The sequence below is a fragment of the Microbulbifer maximicatervae (SeqCode) genome (genome assembly GCF_052466985.1).
In genome coordinates this window covers 3600630-3617208 of sequence record NZ_CP174298.1, presented here as the reverse complement: position 1 = coordinate 3617208, position 16579 = coordinate 3600630, and the positions used below count along the sequence as shown (strand labels likewise).

The following is a 16579-nucleotide window of genomic DNA, read 5'->3' as shown; positions in this document are numbered from 1 at the left end:
TAATCCAGCCAAGTAATTTCTTGGGCACTACTTATTAATTAGCTGAGAAAACCTGTCTTGTTCTTATTCCTATAATTTGTTAGTAGGCAGTTACTCGTTTGTTAGTTTTAGGGAATTCAAGGAATTTTTATTTATGTCTAAAGAAGATATTTCACCACTTATCTTAATATGATCGATTAGCCTACCTATTCTCATAAAGTTAATACTTGGGATATTTTAGAATAGGGTGATATATTTTGTTGTAAATACTACTCTATTAATAAAAGAAAAATATTCTCAAGGATGGTAATGAAGGTTAAAACGCTTGGATTTGAGCTGTTGTTTGCTACTGGCGTAACAGTTGGTGATTTTTATCAAAGACTGGAACGTATAGAAGATAAAGAAATAGAAATAAAATCGCGAAGAACAGTTCTTTATACAGATGTGATTCATGGTTTAATATGTGGGCTAGTTATATCATATAAGGATAATAAAAAATCATTGGTAACTCTTAGGGATGATTCAGGAGATTTAATGGTCTCCAAAAAAACACTAAGTAAAAATGAATATGGTACAGAGGTGTCACTTTTTGCTATTAATCCTATAAATTTGCGAGGGTTGTTCTATAGCTATCAGGGGTCTGTTTCACCTGTTGGTTTGTCTTCCTTGTTTAAAAAAAGCCATGATGAAGAGTTAAGGTTTAAAAAAAATCAATATCAAAAAGAGCTAACGGAGTTCGGAAAGAAGTCTATAAAAGAAATTGGTAAAAGAGTACTGGAAAAATATCCTGGCGCTTTTTCTCTCTCTCTGCTTGCAACTCCTGCTGATTTAAGTCAAGTGCTTTCAAATTATAAAGAAGTAAGAAAGATTCGTTTGATGGCGTCAAATGCATTGTCAGATGCAGGGCGATATACACCGCTAGATGAAAACTCAAAAAGAGCAACGATAGAAGTTGATTTTGAAAGGGGCAGCTTAATAAAGGGTATTTCATCGGTTGTGAAAAACGTTTTTAAGCCATATGCGAAACAGCAGGAAGAGACTAGTTTAAGGATTTATGGTCTTGGTCATTATGGTGAAGATTTGGCAATGCAGGTTGGTGATAATACAAGTAATTTTGGCCGCATGGAGTATGATGAATATGTAGAGCTGCTTCCAGGTAAGAAATGGAAGGAGTATAAGAATTGTGACGCCATGAAAAATCTTATTTCTAAGATGCGTGATAACAGTGTTGTTTTTGGCGAAGTTCCATCTGTCGATTCATGGAAGATAATTAGTGCAAAAGATATAAAAAATAAAGCGTCCTTGCCTCAGGATGTGCCTGAAACGGAGTCTTCATAATGGTGCTTTTGAGTAAGTTAATTCAGTATCACGAAGAGTTTAGAACTGCCATTTTTGTGTCTGGCTTTACAATTGGATCTTTCCTCTTTTCTATGAAGTCTTTCATATTGAAAACTATGAAAGATGATTTTTACGATAGTGAAGACTACCAAGAGAAAATTTCTCAGGCAAGAAAATTAGGAAGTGATGTTGGGTTTTATACCCCTTTAAAGAATTTTTCTCGGCTCCTTCTGTGTGCAATCGTTCTTTCTTTCTTAAGTGCATTATCACAAATATCTATTGGATATATATCTAATCCATGGGCTGTCATTTTTTGCTTAATCTTGGCTTTTATATCATGGGTGTTAGTTGCAATTGCGATTTATTACGTTGGAGAAAATTGGTCAAGCGCGATTGATCTTGCAGAAAAGAAGGCAGTGAAAAAAGATTCCTCTTCGTAAGTTTAAAATTGATAAAATGACAAGGTCATATTCTTTAACGGAAATTTATCTAGAGTCCGGTGGACGATAAAAATCACTTCCCCCTAAACTGGTTTAGCTGGGCTTTCCCAAAGCCAAATCTAAGCTCCGACGAAGCTTAGTAAATCATATATGAAATCCGGATTAGGCTAATAGCTTGTGAGAAGATTAGCTTGCTCCAAGGACTCGCTGCTTTCTGGCCGCCCCCCGATTCGAACCTGAGTTCGAACAAAACCCTGGGAGTTAGCCATATACAAAAGAGCCCGCATAAGCGGGTGGTGTGCAGGAGGATTAGCTTCGCCCTTTGGGCTCGCTGCTCTACGGCAGCTTGCTGCCTCCGAGTCGAACCTGAGTTCGAACGAAACCTGGGAGTTAGCCATATACAAAAGAGCCCGCATTAGCGGGCTCTTTTGTATATGGCCCGCCCGAGAGGATTCGAACCTCTGACCTTCGCCTCCGGAGGGCGACGCTCTATCCAGCTGAGCTACGGGCGGATATTGGCTGTTTGTGCCAATGGGAGGCGGATTATACAGAAGCTGGGGGGCGGGTTAAAGGACATTCTGTTGGCTTATATAGTCTTTGGCAGGTGGCGATGCAGTGCTTATAATGCGCGGCGTAGGAGTTTGCGACGATATTTTGAACGTTTGTGGGCCAACTCACTTCGGTCCTTTTGGGGGAATATGATGAAGCGTATTTTGGGTATTGTGGCGGCATTGGCCGTCAGTGCGGCTACGGCAGTGGCCCAGCAGTCTGTTGATGAAGAAATCGCAGAGCGAATTGCTCCGGCAGGTGAAACCTGCATGAAAGGTGAAGAGTGTGCAGCGGCAGTAGCGGCAGCTCCTGAGGGTGCTAGCGGCGGCGCTGCTCGCAGTGGTCAGGATATCTACAACGCAAGCTGCCAGACTTGTCACGCAATGGGTGTTGCAGGTGCGCCTAAATTCGGTGATGCCGCAGCTTGGGCACCCCGTATCGCCAAGGGCATGGACACTCTCTACAACAATGCCATTAACGGTATCAATGCCATGCCGGCCAAAGGCCTGTGTATGGATTGTAGCGATGACGAGATCAAAGCTGCTGTGAATTACATGGTGGATAACAGTAAATAAGCTGTTCCCTATTGGAAAAAGGCCGCTCATTGAGCGGCCTTTTTTATTTTGGGTATCTGTTTTTGTAGGTACGTTAATATTTGAAAATATTTAATCAACAAGATATTAATCAAACATACTCAACAAAGACCCTAAAGTTTCCTCTCCCTTCGCCTGATTCTGCTCCGGCGTCGCCTTACCAAATCCTTCCAACAACACATCTTCTTCCGGCAATTCGTCAATAAAGCGACTGGGTGTGGTGTCCTGGGTTTCGCCGAACTGTTTGCGCTTGCCCGCCAGGGTCATGGTAAGGGTGCGCTGGGCGCGGGTAATGCCTACGTAAGTGAGGCGGCGCTCTTCTTCGATATTGTCGTCTTCAATACTGTTGCGGTGGGGAAGTAAGTTCTCTTCCATACCGATCATAAATACGTGGGGGAATTCCAGGCCCTTGGCGGCGTGTAGGGTCATCAGGCTGACCTTATCGGTGGCTTCCTCTTCTTCCTGGCGCTCCAGCATATCCCGCAGGATCAGTTTGGAGATGGCCTGTTCCAAGCGAATATCCTGCTCCAGCTCATCGTCGGTGCCCTCCATAATCTTGTTGAGGCTCTCCAGCAGCCAATACACATTCTCCATGCGCTTCTCGGCCACCTTCTCGCTGCTGGCGTTTTGTGAGAGCCAGCCGGCGTAGTCGATATCTTCCAGCATTTCACGCAGGGCGCCATTGGCGGTGGTATCGCGACAGTTGCGCTGTACCCCTTCGAGCCACAGGGCGAAGCGATTCAGGCGCTCGTAGCCCTGCTCGTTGATATGCTCCTTAAAGCCCAGTTCCGAGCAGGCTTTGAACATGGAGATCTCGCGGCCCTTGGCGTAGTTGCCCAGGGCTTCCAGGCTGCTGGTACCTATTTGGCGACGCGGGGTATTGATAATGCGCAGGAATGCGTTGTCATCATCCGGATTCACCAATAGGCGCAGGTAGGCCATTACGTCCTTGATTTCAGCGCGGGCGAAGAAGGAAGTACCGCCGGACATCTGGTAGGGAACCTGGTGTTCCTGCAATTTCATTTCGATCAGGCGCGCTTGGTGGTTGCCGCGATAGAGCACGGCAAAATCCATAAACTTGCAGCCGCGACGGCTCTTTTGCAGAAAAATCTCGTTGGCGACCCGCTCCGCTTCCTCGTTTTCATTGGCCACCTTGAGCACGCGGATCTCCTCACCCAGGCCGCGATCGGACCACAATGCTTTGTCGAATTCGTGAGGATTGTGGGCGATCAGGTGGTTGGCCACTTTGAGGATGCGGCTGGTGGAGCGGTAGTTCTGCTCCAGTTTGATCAGGCGAAGGTTGGGGAAGTCGGTCTTCAGCGCACTCATATTCTCCGGGCGCGCGCCGCGCCAGGCGTAGATAGACTGGTCATCGTCTCCCACCACTGTGAGGCCGCCGCGCCCGCCCACTAGCAGCTTCACCAGCAGGTACTGGGAGTTGTTGGTGTCCTGATATTCGTCCACCAGCAGGTAGCGAATCTTTTTGCGCCAGCGTTGCAGCAACTCTGGGTCTTTGTCGAATAGCTGTACCGGCAGCAGGATCAGGTCGTCGAAGTCGACGGCATTGTAGGCTTTGAGGGCTTCACAGTAGCGATCGTAGGCAACCGCGATGGCCTGCTCACCGGGGCTCTGTGCCTGCTCCAGGGCACGGCGCGGGGTGAGCATATCGTTCTTCCAATTGGAGATCTGGTTCTGTACCCGATCCAACAGGTCAGTATCCAGGTCGCCATCCCTGAGCATCAGTTCCTTGATCAGGGCGCGGGCGTCTTCCGCATCGAAGATGGAGAAGCCGGGCTTGAAGCCGGCGGCGCGGTATTCCTTGCGTAGGATATTCAGCCCAAGGTTGTGAAAGGTGGATACGGTCAGGCCGTGACTCGCCTTGGAGCGCTTGCCATCCGGGCCTGCCAGCAGTTTGCTGACCCGCTCTTTCATCTCCCGTGCCGCCTTGTTGGTGAAAGTGAGGGCGGCGATATTGCGCGCGGCGTAGCCACACTGCTCGATCAGGTAGGCGATCTTGCGGGTGATTACGCTGGTCTTGCCGGAGCCGGCACCGGCCAGCACCAGGCAGGGGCCATCGACATACTTCACGGCTTCGGATTGGCGGGGGTTGAGCTGGGTCATAGATGGGGCTGCATCTTCGCGTCGCGGAAAAGCGGGAGATTCTAGCAGTCTTGGCTCGAATCATCCCAGTACCAGTGCGAACCACCGGCCACACGTATACTTTGCCCTTGGGATTGGCTATAACTGCGCCTTACTCCCTGCTTGTGTAACCCCATGCAACAACCCATCGCCGGCTACCACCTGGATGAAGATAATCACTGGGTGGCGGAGCTCGCCTGTGGCCACTTCCAACATGTACGCCACAATCCTCCCTGGACCAACCGGCCCTGGGTGATCACTGAACAAGGGCGCGAGTCCATGCTGGGATTCCAGCTCAATTGCAAGAAATGCGATGAGGGTGCACCGCCCGATACGCTCGAAAAGGTTGTATAGCCATGACAAAACTCTGGGTCGATGCCGACGCCTGCCCGGTTGCCATCAAAGAAATCCTGTTTCGCGCCGCTGAGCGCACAGCCACAGAACTGACACTGGTTGCTAACCAAGCGGTGCGGGTGCCGCCGTCGCGCTATATCCGCTCCGTGCAAGTGACAGCCGGTTTTGATGTGGCGGATAACGAGATTGTACAGCGCTGTGAGGCGGGGGATCTGGTTATTACCAGCGATATCCCCCTGGCGGCAGAGGTGATCGACAAGGGTGCTGAAGCCCTTAACCCCCGTGGGGAGCGCTATACCAAAGCCAATATCCGCGCGCGTCTGAATATGAGGGACTTTATGGATACCCTGCGCTCCAGCGGCGTGCATACCGGCGGACCACCGGCCCTTAGTCAGGCAGACCGCAAAGCTTTTGCCGATCAGTTAGATGGATGGCTGGCAAAGAGTCGCAAGTAACTTTAAGGAGAATTGCCGTGGAGAACTTGAGACTGAAGCCAATGGAAGAGTGGCAATTCCCAACATTGATGTCCTGGCTGCCTGACAGGGAGCAGTGCCAACAGTGGGGTGGTCCTGACTTCAGGTTTCCCTTCGAGGGGAGGTCCTTCTTGGAGGATTGTCGTTGGCCGGAGTTGCCCAGCTACGCACTTCAGGACAGCAGCGGCGATGTGCTGGCTTTTGGGCAGTATTATCAACACCTGGGCCGCTGCCACCTAAGTCGCTTAATTGTCTCGCCTAATCATCGCGGAGCCGGATTAGGACGTTCGCTAGTAGTACAGCTTGCACAAACAGGAGCCAGAACCCTGGATGCAATCGAGTGCTCTTTATTTGTCCTGCGTACTAATCTAGCGGCACGGACTCTCTACCAGAAATTGGGCTTTGAGGAAGCGGCTTACCCAGGGCAGCGAAAATGGCTGGATCAGTGCGATTTTATGGTCGCACCGTCTGTAGATTTTCAGCAGAAACAAAATATTGAATAGCGAATATTCCATGCCTGAATTAATACAACCTATGACAGAGCGCTTACAGCTGCGCCAGTGGCGAGAGGAAGATAAGCCTGTACTTGCAGAAATGAATGCCGACCCCAGGGTGATGGAGTTCTTCCCCTCATTGCTGACGCGACAACAGAGCGACGCCGGTGTGGATCGCAGTATTGCGCATATTGAGAAATACGGCTGGGGCTTTTGGGCCTTGGAGCTGAGAGAGACTAAAGAGCTTCTTGGATTTGTGGGTATGAAAAATGTGACTGAAGATTTGCCCTTCACTCCAGCGGTAGAGATAGGCTGGCGCTTGGCCTTTCCCCACTGGGGAAAAGGCTATGCCACTGAAGCCGCACAAGCCTCTTTGGATGTAGCTTTTAATGCCCTGAATCTCAGCGAAGTTGTTTCCTTTACTGCACTGCAAAACCTTCGTTCCCAGCGGGTGATGGAGCGGCTTGGGATGCAGAGAGACTCTCTTGTCTTTGAGCACCCTTTGGTCCCTAATGACAGTAATTTACAGCGGCATTGTCTTTATCGATTGAGTGCTGATGAGTGGCAAAAGATTTGATTTGACTGGCCTCGATTCAAGATTTTCAGCGCTCAGATGGGATCAAGCTTTTTTGGGGAGGCAATAGAAACCATAAACTACAGGAAATTAAAATTATTCCTGATGGCTTATAGTTTTGACTGAATTTAGGGGTTAAAAATACTGTATTAAGTGAAGCTTTTGTTTTTATATCTGGTGCAGAAATATAGAGAATAGTGGATGAAGATAAGAATCAAATTGGCCGCAATAGTAATGGCAGCTTATCCCAGTTTTTCGGCAGCGGAAAACTTTGCTGTCTTACCACAACTGGAAACCTACAAGGTACCAGAATCCTGGCGCCAGCCAGTAGCGCCTCTAAAGATTGCAGATAACACATGGCAAATAGGTACCGAGGGAATTACCTCACTGTTATTAAAAGGCAAAGAGGGATCGATTCTAATTGACGGTGGCATGGAGCAGACGGCTGAGCATTTATTGGAGAATATGCGCAGGTTGGGAGTCGCCCCCTCGGATCTCAAAATAATCTTGCACAGTCAGGCTCATGCAGACCACATTGGTTCTATAGCTGAGCTAAAACGCGTAACTGGTGCACAGGTGGTAACCAATGCCGAGTCAGCGGTGTTAATGGCTCGCGGTGGTGCCAATGATATTCACTTTGCCGACGAACTTTTATATCCGCCAATAAAGGCGGATCGTATCCTGCACGATGGCGAGCAAGTGGTTCTAGGGGATTTGCGTCTACGCGTACATTTTATCCCAGGCCATACACCAGGCAGTATGGCCTGGACCTGGGAAGACAAAGTTGATGGTAAAACTAAAGATATAGCTTATGTGGATAGCCTTACAGCGCCCGGTTATCAACTGATTGATAATCGCCGCTATCCCAATATCGTAGAGGACTTCCGCACAAGCTTTGCCCGTGTGCGGGATTTACCTTGTGATTTACTACTTACCCCTCATGCACCTGCCAGCGGTTGGGAGTTTAAAAACAAAGCTATACAGAAAAAATCAGTCAGCTGTCATCAATATGCAGAGAAAGCAGAAGAAAAATTAAGTGAAAAGCTGGAAGCTGAGAAAGATCCAGCTGACTAGATGTTGGCGCTACAAAACATGGCTCGACAAATTAATGCCGGGCCAAAAATTGATGTACCTTTGGCACAAGATAGAAATACATTAGTGGGACCAGAATAGCGGTCATTATTAGCGCTTTTAAACCAATTGCAATTTGCAATTCCAGTGCTTGCATCCCTAGAAGTAATAGAGTAACAATAGGGTAAACCAATGCCCAGATGCACAGGGCGTGTAGTATCGGTTTCTTCATTTGTTCAACTCCTCCATAAATTTAGAAATTGTCTTAAAATACCCGGGTAAGATTTTTTGTAAAAATTGTTTTCCACTCTTGGATAGTGCTACACATTTTGCCCTGCCATCGCTGGAGTCTGCTTCCATAACGATGAGCTCATCTTCCACCATGCTTTTCAAGGTTCGTGTCATTACCGGGCGAGAAACATCGATGCGCTCTGCGATTTCTGAAGCCAGCAAACTATCTCTTTGAGGCTCCCGGTCGATAACGATCATTACCAGGAAGCGCAGCTGGGAGGTTCCGTGTTCAGAAAAATACCCCTCCAGCTCCCGCAATAGCAGACTCGCATCCCGCATCATGGTAAGGGCGTCCTGAACGGCAGTGGGATCTTTTACAGAAAATCGTTTGGAATATCCCTCAACCATCTGTTGTGAGGGAAGTTCTTTGAGAAAAAACATAAGGGTTTTAAGCTAACCTCTCCAGCTTATTGATCTCCACAGGCTCTTTTAGCCACTCTTGATAGGCTTCGAATATCGGAGCGATATAGGGCATAGCGTAATGCTTGTTCAAGTCTTCCTGGCTGCGCCACTCCTCGTATAAAAACAGGTTTTCCCCGTCCTCGTGCACAGAAAACTGCAGGCAGCCCTCTTCCTCCAATGTATTAGCCACTATGGACAGGATGGCCTGTTTGGCTTGTATGAAGAATTCAGCCTTGGGGGAAATCTTGGCAATAATGAAGAGATTGTGATTCATGATTACTACTCATCAATAATAATATAGTTATCATGATAATCATATTGTTCTGGTGGTCAATAAAATAATGATTTCTGTACTAAATCAGGATAATGTTTTTTATTAATGGCAAGATTGAATAAATAGTTTCTAACTTGAAGAAATTACCGCCTGACGTCTATCCAAATTGCGGTAAGCCAAGGCTTCGGCAATTTGCGCAGTACTGATACTTTCCAAACTAGCAAGGTCTGCCAAGGTTCGGGCTACTTTAAGGACCCGATGGTAACTACGCGCGGACAGCCCCAGTTTTTCCACTGACTGGCGTAAAAGGTGCTTCTCCTTTTCCCCCAAGGCACAGTGCTTTTCCAGTTCTGTGCCTTTTAACAGGTTATTTGTCTTGCCTTGCCGCTGTATTTGTTGCTGGCGTGCGGCACAAACTCTCTCTCTCACGGTATCGGAAGTTTCTCCGGGAGCTGAATCCTGTAATTGCACAGCATTCATAGCGCCCACCTCTACCTGCATATCGATACGATCCAGCAGAGGGCCTGAGAGCTTGTTACGATATCGATCTATCTGGTCTGGGGTACAGCGACAGCGGGGTTCGCCTAAATAGCCACAAGGGCAAGGGTTCATAGCCCCGACCAGCTGAAAGTGGGCGGGGTAGGTGACTTGGGCTCGGGCGCGGGAGATACGCACTTCACCATTCTCTAGAGGTTCCCGCAGTATCTCCAGAGCGTGCCTGGGAAATTCGGGCATCTCATCGAGGAATAGGACTCCCCGGTGCGCGAGGGATATCTCACCGGGCCTTGGGGTGCTGCCACCACCGACCAGCGCTGTTGGTGAGGCGCTGTGGTGTGGGGCCCTGAAAGGGCGCAGACTCTGGTGGGGTAGGCCTGCGCTGGAGTAAACGCTCGCTACCTCTAGTGACTCTTCAGTTGTCAGCGGGGGCAATATTCCTGGCAGGCGGCTGGCCAGCATGGTTTTGCCGGTGCCGGGCGGACCGTAAAAAAGCAGATTGTGGCTCCCGGCTGCTGCCACTTCGAGAGCGCGGCGAGCCTTCAGTTGGCCGCGTACATCGGCCAAGTCTGCGCACAGGTGCTCTTCGGCAATAGGCTCTGCAACAGCTTTGGGCATAGATTCACGCCCATGGAGTTCGGCGCAAACTTCCAGCAGGGAGCTGGCAATGCTGACTTCGCCGGTTGCCAGCGCGGCTTCCGCACCGTTCTCGGTAGGCACAACGAGTTTACGGTCTTCATTGGTGCAGGCTACGGCTGCCGGTAAGCTACCACTTACTTCCCGCAAGGCGCCGGTGAGTGCTAGCTCGCCAATAAATTCATAACGTTCCAGAGTTTCGGTGGGAACCTGTCCCGAGGCGCTGAGAATGCCGATGGCGATGGCCAGATCGTAGCGGCCACCTTCCTTGGGTAAGTCGGCGGGGGCGAGGTTGACGGTAATTCGGCGCTGGGGGAAGTCGAAATGGCTGTTGATTAGGGCGCTGCGGACACGATCGCGGCTCTCCCGCACCGCCGCTTCCGGTAAACCCACAATATGAAAGGCAGGGAGGCCATTTGCCAGGTGGGTTTCTACGGTAACCAGAGGTGCAGAGACCCCGAGCTGAGCTCGGGAGTAGGTGACTGAGAGGCTCACGATTTCATCCTTGAAGTGGCTCCCTGGGCTTAGTCCTTGGCGGCGCTGTCTCTCTGCGCCAGGGCTTGCTCCAGCATTTCGACCTTATCTTCGAGTCGTGCCAGCTTTTCCCGGGTCCGGCGCAGTATCTCCACCTGAGTGTCGAACTCTCGCTGGGAGACCAATGGCAATTTATCCAGTGATACTTCCAGAGCACTGCGCAGGTCACTGGTCACCACGGCGCCCTGTTGTTGTAGCTCTTTCAGCAGCTGTTGCAGTTTATCTGCTGCCACGGGCATTTCCTCGCTAAATAAGATGGATATGAATAGCACGGGATTGTAACCCAGTGCATTTTTTGGAAAAAGCAGCCTAACAGCGCACCGTTCTGAGCGCACCTTAATCTTTACCTCCCCACTTCAGTGCAAAGGAAGAAAGGCAGTTCCATGTTGGTGCAACACTTTGCCTTCGAGTTTCTATTCGTACGAATTTTAATAATTCAATTACTCCTAACTTATTGATTTTGCTTGCGGTTGCAGTGTTGGCATCAAGTCTGCAAACAATCTGTGCAGGTGTCCCATTAACGATCATTGGGAGTCTGGGAAAGTAGCAGTTCACGAGACGCAAGCGACCCTCTGTCACACCCGACAGTGAAGGACTGATTGCAGGCGGCGCCATAAAAGCACTCGAAAAAACAGCTTCAAAAGCCTTGGAGGATTAAAGTGGAAAATAAAATGTATAAAGTTGCCACTCTCGTCACCGGTGCCGTTCTCGCACTGGGCGCTGCAAATTTATCGATAGCTGCCGAGGGCGGTCCCAGCATTAGTGCCAATGTGGGTCTTGTTTCTGACTATAGATTCCGTGGTATTAGCCAGACTGATGGAGGCCCCGCATTACAGGGTGGTGTCGATGTCGATTTTGGAAACGGCATTTATATTGGCACCTGGGCATCCCAAGTGGATTTTGATTACGAGACTGATCAAACTGACTACGAACAGGATTTTTACGGCGGTTATAGTGCGGATATCAATGACAGCGTTAGCTTTGATGTTGGCTACATTTATTACGCCTATCACGGCGGAAGTGAAGATGAAGATTATCAGGAAATATACGGCAGCCTGAGTTTTTCAGACTTAACGTTGGGGTTTGCCTATTCCGATGATTATTGGGCGGATACAGGTGAGTTTTATTACCCTTATGCGGAATATAGTTTCGCTCTTCCCTCAGATTTTTCTCTCGATCTACATCTGGGATTAAACCTTTTTGAAGAAGAAGGTTTTCTCGATGGATCTGATTCCTATATCGATTACTCCGTTTCCCTCAGTAAAGAATTTGGCGGCTTGAGCCTGAGCGCTTCTTTCGTGGGCACCGATGTCAGCGATAAAGAGTGCTACGAGACCGACTGGTGCGAACCTACATTGCTCGCCGGCGCGGCTTATACCTGGTAATACAAAAGAGCCTTCGTTAATGCGAGGGCTCGTTTTTCTTTAGGGGAATACCATGAAATTAATCACTGCAATCATTAAACCCTTCAAGCTGGATGCTGTGAGAGATGCCCTGCGGGAGTCGGGGGTTAATGGTGTAACGGTCACTGAAGTGAAGGGCTTTGGTCGCCAAAAAGGGCATACGGAATTGTATCGCGGCGCAGAGTATGTGGTGGATTTTCTTCCGAAAACCATGCTGCAAATAGCGGTGGCAGATTCGCAACTGGATGCGGTTATCGAAGCAATTGGTTCCAGTGCGCAGAGTGGCAAGATCGGTGACGGAAAAATATTTGTCGCAGAGCTTGAGCAGGTCGTGCGCATACGTACCGGAGAAACCGGTAATGCAGCAATTTAATTAAAAACCGAAAACATAATTTTAATAAATATCCAGATTTGAACGGAGAGGAATATGGAGAACCAAATTTTTCAATTGCAGTATGCAATTGATACTTTTTACTTTCTGATGTGCGGCGCCTTGGTAATGTGGATGGCCGCCGGCTTTTCTATGCTGGAAGCCGGTTTGGTGCGCTCCAAAAACACCACGGAAATTCTCACCAAGAATGTGGCCCTGTTTGCGATTGCCTGCATTATGTATCTGCTGACTGGCTACGCCATTATGTACGATGGTGGCTGGGCATTGTCCGGTATTGAGGCGTTTAGTCTGGAAGGCGTCCTCAGCGATTCTGCAGAAAATGGTTTTGAGGGTGACTCCGTTTATTCCGGAGCTTCAGACTTTTTCTTCCAGGTGGTTTTCGTAGCTACCGCTATGTCCATTGTATCCGGTGCGGTTGCCGAGCGTATGAAGCTGTGGAGCTTCCTGGCCTTTGCAGTAGTTTTGACCGGTTTCATCTATCCACTGGAAGGTGCCTGGACTTGGGGTAGTAAAGAGGTTTTCGGCCTGTACAACTTGGGCGATCTCGGTTTCTCTGATTTTGCCGGTTCCGGTATCGTGCATATGGCGGGTGCAGCGGCTGCGCTTGCTGGTGTTCTGCTACTGGGCGCGCGCAAAGGCAAATACGGCCCCAACGGCCAAGTGTATGCCATTCCCGGTGCTAACTTACCGTTGGCAACCCTGGGTACCTTTATCCTGTGGATGGGCTGGTTTGGCTTCAATGGCGGCTCCGTACTGAAGCTGGGCGATGCTGCCAGTGCGCACTCCGTCGCCATGGTCTTTGTGAATACCAATACCGCTGCTGCCGGTGGTGCTATTGCTGCACTGATCACCGCCCGTATCCTGTTCGGTAAAGCTGACCTGACCATGTTGCTCAATGGCGCCCTGGCCGGTCTGGTAGCAATTACTGCGGAGCCATCGACCCCGACTGCATTGCAGGCAACCCTCTTCGGTATGATCGCTGGTGTGTTGGTGGTCTTCTCTATCATCACCCTGGATAAGTTGAAAATTGATGATCCGGTGGGCGCTATCTCTGTACACGGCGTTGTCGGCTTGCTCGGTTTGCTATTGGTACCTGTGACTAACAATGATTCCAGTTTCAGCGGGCAATTGATTGGTGCACTGACCATCTTTGGCTGGGTATTCGTCAGTTCATTTGCAGTGTGGTACCTGCTCAAGCTCGTCACTGGTATCCGTGTGAGCGAAGATGAGGAGCAAGAGGGTGTTGACTTGACCGAATGCGGAATGGAAGCTTACCCGGAATTTATGAACAAGTAAGTTAACAGTGTCGGTGCTGCCCCATAGGCGGGGCAGTAGCCTGGGTAAGGTTCTCTCGACGAGGACGAATCAGGGGAAATACTCAAGATGAAATTGATTACGGCTGTAGTAAAGCCCTTCAAATTGGATGATGTACGCACTGCCCTGTCTGAAGTGGGCGTGCAAGGAATGACCGTCACCGAGGTAAAAGGTTTTGGGCGTCAAAAGGGCCATACAGAACTTTATCGTGGCGCCGAATATGTGGTGGACTTCCTACCGAAAGTAAAATTGGAACTCGCTGTTGATGATGAGATGGTGGACTCCGCTGTCGAGGCAATCACCAAGGCGGCGCAAACCGGCAAAATCGGTGACGGCAAAATCTTTATCACGGCTCTCGAAGAAGTCATTCGTATCCGTACCGGTGAAACCGGTAGCGAAGCTGTGTAACCTGTTTGATAACTCTTTCATAACGTAGCGATTGAGTATCATAAGCCCCGCAAGGGGCTTTATACGCACTTCTGATAAGTCCCGCTATCTCGCCTTCGATCTTTGTTATCTATTTTGCTTGAAATACCTGCTACCGGTGCAGGCGCAAAAATCTGCATAACTAACTGAAATATTCCCATTTCATTTCCCAACAAAAAACTCTACAGCCTCCTCCTTGTGTTACTGGCACGGGGGTGGGGAACTGCCTATAAATTAATCGCCGCTATTGACGCGGTAGGGGATCGCCACTGGAAAGTGGTTGTCAGTTTTGTAGATGCCGCGGGAAAGGGGCGGCACAGAGGTACTCCCTCTGTAACAGGAGTAAAGGTTACAGGGTTTTAGCTATGAAAGATGGTTATGAAGATCAGGGTAAGAACTCTCGCAGCAAGGACTCCGAGGAATTTGCAGAAGAACGCAGTATCACCTCTCGCCAGCGTGCCAGAAGCCAGTTAAGTTCCGATGTAGAGGAGTTTCTCGCCGGTGGCGGCGCGATTAGTGAAGTTGATCCAGAAGTTACCGCCGACCCCCCGCGCAAACCGCAGCCAAAATACGGCAGCCGCCCTATCTAATCTCTCTGGTCGCTGTTGCTCCTCCAGCAGGAGGAGTGACAGTTGGCCAAACCCCTCTCAGAGCTTTTACCGATTGAGCAGTTTCGGTAGCAGGCGCTCCAGGACTTCGCCGATATAGGATAGGAATAAAGTACCCAGGCTAGACCGGTAGTACTGGGGATCAGCAGAGCCTACCGCTAGGGTGCCAAGTTGATTGCCCAAAGGAACTACGGCAGCTGAAGCGATATATTGCGCTTTTTCCGCAAATAGGAATTCTTTTTCCCGCTGGCGCAAAACACCACAGATGGGGCGGCCGTTACGAATTATTCCGCCAATTGCCGTCTCGGCATCGGAAAATGTGCTGGTCTGAACTTGTCCTAGGCTTTGGCGGGGAGCAGATAATGGCTCGAATAGAGTCAGGCTGGTGAACTCAACATTGAAGTCAGCGGCGAAACTGGCATAGAGAGCTTCTGTGACTTCACCGATATTTTCAGCTTCCAGCAGTGCCAGGATAAGTCGGCGGCTATTGAAAAATAACTGGTCGTTGTCCCGGGCGTTGTGCAAGAGCTGGTCGAGGCGCTGGCGCATTTCGATATTGCGCTCTCGCAGCAAATTCGTTTGGTGGGTCATCAGCGACACGGTCTTGCCATTTTCCCGCGGCAACTTGATGGTTTCCAGCAGTTCCATGCGCTCTTCAAAGAACTCTGGATTTTGAATCAGGTAGCGAGCTACCTGCCGTGCCAGCAGTTTATCGTCACGCTGGGTTTCCTTGTGAGTGTCGCCGGCAATCTCTTCTGGGGGCTGATTGGCGTCTGTGTGTTCCATTGTGTTTGCTTTTTCTGGCACGGGGATGGGGCATCGGACAACTGATGTGATGAAGCGTTCTGCTCTCTGAGTTATCCCGTACCCGCTTGTGGCGGGTTTACTGCCAAATACCCGGACAATTGTTTAGAGAATAATCTGCCCGTGAAAAACCGTGGTTGCGGGCCCGATCATAGTAACTGGCTGGCCGGGTCCGCTCCAGTGAATTGTCAGTATGCCGCCGGGGAGCTGAATTTGGACTTTGTCATCCACCAGGTTTCGCAGGCGTGCGTATACCATGGCAGCACAGGCGCCTGTGCCACAGGCACGAGTTTCGCCAACCCCGCGCTCAAATACCCTGAGCTGGGCTTCGGTGCGTGTATCCACTTGCAGAAAGCCAGCGTTGACCTTTTGTGGGAACCGCGGGTGGCGTTCAATTAGGGGCCCGAGTCTTTCTACCGGTGCGGAAGCGATATCTTCCACCAGCAGAACCGCGTGAGGGTTGCCCATGGATACAGCACCAATGGTGAAGGTCTCCCCGTCCACTTCCAGGGGATAGGACTCTGCACGGCGATCGGCGGAAAAAGGTACTTTTTGGGGCTCGAGGACCGGTGCTCCCATATCGACACTAACCTGATCCCCGTCCAGTACTCTCAGGTGTAGTAAACCGGCGGCAGTTTCTACCTGGATATTTTTCTTACCGGTAAGGCGGCGTTCACGTACAAAGCGGGCAAAGCAGCGGGCGCCATTGCCGCAATTTTCCACTTCGCTGCCATCGGCGTTAAATATGCGATAGCGAAAATCCGCCTCGGGTGTGCGGGGCGGCTCCACCAGCAGTACCTGGTCGCAGCCCACGCCGAGGCAGCGGTCTGCCAGGCGACGAGTTTTTTCCGGGGTCAGTTTAATTTTTTGGCTGACGCCGTCGAGCATCACGAAATCGTTGCCGAGCCCATGCATCTTGCTGAATTTAACGCGCATTCCATTTCTCTGTTCGTACTGATTTTCCGCGGCGTTAGCTGCGGTTTGGGGCCCGGGCTGA

At 50.0% G+C, this 16579-nt stretch carries 21 protein-coding genes and 1 tRNA gene; 13 read left to right on the top strand and 9 right to left on the bottom strand.

What is annotated here, in order from left to right:
• Positions 1 to 288: 288 nt before the first annotated feature.
• Positions 289 to 1317 carry a hypothetical protein gene (locus ACJJI3_RS15950; protein WP_444940252.1) on the top strand — a complete coding sequence of 343 codons (1029 nt, stop codon included), beginning with the start codon at positions 289 to 291 and terminating at the stop codon, positions 1315 to 1317.
• Complete coding sequence (locus ACJJI3_RS15945) at positions 1317 to 1757, top strand: hypothetical protein (protein ID WP_444940251.1); 441 nt, start codon at positions 1317 to 1319, stop codon at positions 1755 to 1757. Before ACJJI3_RS15950 ends, ACJJI3_RS15945 begins: the two co-directional genes overlap by 1 nt.
• Positions 1758 to 2192: 435 nt before the next feature.
• On the opposite strand, the gene ACJJI3_RS15940 is transcribed toward ACJJI3_RS15945, so the two are convergent.
• A tRNA-Arg gene (locus ACJJI3_RS15940) sits at positions 2193 to 2269 on the bottom strand.
• Between the two features lie 186 nt (positions 2270 to 2455).
• Between ACJJI3_RS15940 and ACJJI3_RS15935 the strand changes: the two genes are divergently transcribed.
• Complete coding sequence (locus ACJJI3_RS15935; protein WP_444940250.1) at positions 2456 to 2881, top strand: c-type cytochrome; 426 nt, start codon at positions 2456 to 2458, stop codon at positions 2879 to 2881.
• A 105-nt stretch (positions 2882 to 2986) separates the two neighbouring features.
• On the opposite strand, the gene rep is transcribed toward ACJJI3_RS15935, so the two are convergent.
• Positions 2987 to 5020, bottom strand: a complete 2034-nt coding sequence (gene rep / locus ACJJI3_RS15930) for a DNA helicase Rep (RefSeq protein WP_252084133.1) — start codon at positions 5018 to 5020, stop codon at positions 2987 to 2989.
• Positions 5021 to 5173: 153 nt separating this feature from the next.
• Between rep and ACJJI3_RS15925 the strand changes: the two genes are divergently transcribed.
• From ACJJI3_RS15925 to bla, 5 genes are all read left to right on the top strand, one after another.
• A complete protein-coding gene (locus ACJJI3_RS15925) occupies positions 5174 to 5392 on the top strand; it encodes a DUF3565 domain-containing protein (RefSeq protein ID WP_444940249.1) in 219 nt (72 codons plus the stop codon).
• A 2-nt stretch (positions 5393 to 5394) separates the two neighbouring features.
• Complete coding sequence (locus ACJJI3_RS15920) at positions 5395 to 5847, top strand: YaiI/YqxD family protein (RefSeq protein ID WP_444940248.1); 453 nt, start codon at positions 5395 to 5397, stop codon at positions 5845 to 5847.
• Positions 5848 to 5864: 17 nt separating this feature from the next.
• Positions 5865 to 6368 (top strand): GNAT family N-acetyltransferase, encoded by a 504-nt coding sequence (locus ACJJI3_RS15915; protein WP_444940247.1) that lies wholly within the window; start codon positions 5865 to 5867, stop codon positions 6366 to 6368.
• Between the two features lie 10 nt (positions 6369 to 6378).
• A complete protein-coding gene (locus ACJJI3_RS15910; protein WP_282930360.1) occupies positions 6379 to 6936 on the top strand; it encodes a GNAT family N-acetyltransferase in 558 nt (185 codons plus the stop codon).
• 204 nt (positions 6937 to 7140) lie between these two features.
• Positions 7141 to 8007, top strand: coding sequence for a subclass B3 metallo-beta-lactamase (gene bla / locus ACJJI3_RS15905; protein WP_444942567.1), 867 nt, complete (start codon positions 7141 to 7143; stop codon positions 8005 to 8007).
• A 31-nt stretch (positions 8008 to 8038) separates the two neighbouring features.
• Here the strand turns inward: bla and ACJJI3_RS15900 are convergent, their stop codons facing one another.
• The 5 genes from ACJJI3_RS15900 to ACJJI3_RS15880 all read right to left on the bottom strand — a co-directional run bounded on the left by ACJJI3_RS15900 (position 8039) and on the right by ACJJI3_RS15880 (position 10875).
• Positions 8039 to 8236 (bottom strand): putative antibiotic biosynthesis monooxygenase, encoded by a 198-nt coding sequence (locus ACJJI3_RS15900; protein WP_282930358.1) that lies wholly within the window; start codon positions 8234 to 8236, stop codon positions 8039 to 8041.
• Complete coding sequence (locus tag ACJJI3_RS15895; RefSeq protein ID WP_444892557.1) at positions 8233 to 8676, bottom strand: MarR family winged helix-turn-helix transcriptional regulator; 444 nt, start codon at positions 8674 to 8676, stop codon at positions 8233 to 8235. The genes ACJJI3_RS15900 and ACJJI3_RS15895 overlap by 4 nt, the downstream gene beginning before the upstream one ends.
• A 7-nt stretch (positions 8677 to 8683) precedes the next feature.
• Positions 8684 to 8971, bottom strand: a complete 288-nt coding sequence (locus tag ACJJI3_RS15890; RefSeq protein ID WP_444940246.1) for a putative quinol monooxygenase — start codon at positions 8969 to 8971, stop codon at positions 8684 to 8686.
• A gap of 129 nt (positions 8972 to 9100) precedes the next feature.
• Complete coding sequence (locus tag ACJJI3_RS15885; protein WP_444940245.1) at positions 9101 to 10597, bottom strand: YifB family Mg chelatase-like AAA ATPase; 1497 nt, start codon at positions 10595 to 10597, stop codon at positions 9101 to 9103.
• Positions 10598 to 10626: 29 nt separating this feature from the next.
• Positions 10627 to 10875 (bottom strand): accessory factor UbiK family protein, encoded by a 249-nt coding sequence (locus ACJJI3_RS15880; RefSeq protein ID WP_282930338.1) that lies wholly within the window; start codon positions 10873 to 10875, stop codon positions 10627 to 10629.
• Between the two features lie 420 nt (positions 10876 to 11295).
• On the opposite strand from ACJJI3_RS15880, the gene ACJJI3_RS15875 reads away from it, so the two are divergent.
• The 5 genes from ACJJI3_RS15875 to ACJJI3_RS15855 all read left to right on the top strand — a co-directional run bounded on the left by ACJJI3_RS15875 (position 11296) and on the right by ACJJI3_RS15855 (position 14760).
• On the top strand, positions 11296 to 12021 hold the full coding sequence (locus ACJJI3_RS15875; protein WP_444926433.1) for a TorF family putative porin: 726 nt from the start codon (positions 11296 to 11298) through the stop codon (positions 12019 to 12021).
• Positions 12022 to 12073: 52 nt separating this feature from the next.
• A complete protein-coding gene (locus ACJJI3_RS15870; RefSeq protein WP_282930336.1) occupies positions 12074 to 12412 on the top strand; it encodes a P-II family nitrogen regulator in 339 nt (112 codons plus the stop codon).
• Between the two features lie 54 nt (positions 12413 to 12466).
• Entirely contained in the window at positions 12467 to 13726 is a 1260-nt protein-coding gene (amtB, locus tag ACJJI3_RS15865) for an ammonium transporter AmtB (protein ID WP_282930335.1), read from the top strand.
• An 87-nt stretch (positions 13727 to 13813) separates the two neighbouring features.
• On the top strand, positions 13814 to 14152 hold the full coding sequence (locus ACJJI3_RS15860) for a P-II family nitrogen regulator (RefSeq protein WP_108731383.1): 339 nt from the start codon (positions 13814 to 13816) through the stop codon (positions 14150 to 14152).
• Positions 14153 to 14535: 383 nt separating this feature from the next.
• Positions 14536 to 14760, top strand: a complete 225-nt coding sequence (locus ACJJI3_RS15855; protein ID WP_108731384.1) for a hypothetical protein — start codon at positions 14536 to 14538, stop codon at positions 14758 to 14760.
• Positions 14761 to 14826: 66 nt separating this feature from the next.
• On the opposite strand, the gene ACJJI3_RS15850 is transcribed toward ACJJI3_RS15855, so the two are convergent.
• Both ACJJI3_RS15850 and dapF read right to left on the bottom strand, forming a co-directional pair.
• Complete coding sequence (locus ACJJI3_RS15850; RefSeq protein ID WP_444895478.1) at positions 14827 to 15564, bottom strand: DUF484 family protein; 738 nt, start codon at positions 15562 to 15564, stop codon at positions 14827 to 14829.
• A gap of 123 nt (positions 15565 to 15687) precedes the next feature.
• A complete protein-coding gene (gene dapF / locus ACJJI3_RS15845) occupies positions 15688 to 16518 on the bottom strand; it encodes a diaminopimelate epimerase (protein ID WP_282930332.1) in 831 nt (276 codons plus the stop codon).
• Positions 16519 to 16579 lie beyond the last annotated feature (61 nt).

Excerpts from the sequence above, each read along its gene's own strand:
- rep (WP_252084133.1), bottom strand. The coding sequence starts at position 5,020 with ATGACCCAGCTCAACCCCCGCCAATCCGAAGCCGTGAAGTATGTCGAT.
- ACJJI3_RS15850 (WP_444895478.1), bottom strand. The coding sequence starts at position 15,564 with ATGGAACACACAGACGCCAATCAGCCCCCAGAAGAGATTGCCGGCGAC.
- ACJJI3_RS15900 (WP_282930358.1), bottom strand. The coding sequence starts at position 8,236 with ATGAAGAAACCGATACTACACGCCCTGTGCATCTGGGCATTGGTTTAC.
- ACJJI3_RS15880 (WP_282930338.1), bottom strand. The coding sequence starts at position 10,875 with ATGCCCGTGGCAGCAGATAAACTGCAACAGCTGCTGAAAGAGCTACAA.
- ACJJI3_RS15855 (WP_108731384.1), top strand. The coding sequence starts at position 14,536 with ATGAAAGATGGTTATGAAGATCAGGGTAAGAACTCTCGCAGCAAGGAC.
- ACJJI3_RS15920 (WP_444940248.1), top strand. The coding sequence starts at position 5,395 with ATGACAAAACTCTGGGTCGATGCCGACGCCTGCCCGGTTGCCATCAAA.
- ACJJI3_RS15950 (WP_444940252.1), top strand. The coding sequence starts at position 289 with ATGAAGGTTAAAACGCTTGGATTTGAGCTGTTGTTTGCTACTGGCGTA.
- ACJJI3_RS15895 (WP_444892557.1), bottom strand. The coding sequence starts at position 8,676 with ATGTTTTTTCTCAAAGAACTTCCCTCACAACAGATGGTTGAGGGATAT.
- ACJJI3_RS15945 (WP_444940251.1), top strand. The coding sequence starts at position 1,317 with ATGGTGCTTTTGAGTAAGTTAATTCAGTATCACGAAGAGTTTAGAACT.
- ACJJI3_RS15890 (WP_444940246.1), bottom strand. The coding sequence starts at position 8,971 with ATGAATCACAATCTCTTCATTATTGCCAAGATTTCCCCCAAGGCTGAA.
- ACJJI3_RS15910 (WP_282930360.1), top strand. The coding sequence starts at position 6,379 with ATGCCTGAATTAATACAACCTATGACAGAGCGCTTACAGCTGCGCCAG.
- ACJJI3_RS15925 (WP_444940249.1), top strand. The coding sequence starts at position 5,174 with ATGCAACAACCCATCGCCGGCTACCACCTGGATGAAGATAATCACTGG.
- ACJJI3_RS15935 (WP_444940250.1), top strand. The coding sequence starts at position 2,456 with ATGATGAAGCGTATTTTGGGTATTGTGGCGGCATTGGCCGTCAGTGCG.
- dapF (WP_282930332.1), bottom strand. The coding sequence starts at position 16,518 with ATGCGCGTTAAATTCAGCAAGATGCATGGGCTCGGCAACGATTTCGTG.
- ACJJI3_RS15860 (WP_108731383.1), top strand. The coding sequence starts at position 13,814 with ATGAAATTGATTACGGCTGTAGTAAAGCCCTTCAAATTGGATGATGTA.
- ACJJI3_RS15870 (WP_282930336.1), top strand. The coding sequence starts at position 12,074 with ATGAAATTAATCACTGCAATCATTAAACCCTTCAAGCTGGATGCTGTG.
- amtB (WP_282930335.1), top strand. The coding sequence starts at position 12,467 with ATGGAGAACCAAATTTTTCAATTGCAGTATGCAATTGATACTTTTTAC.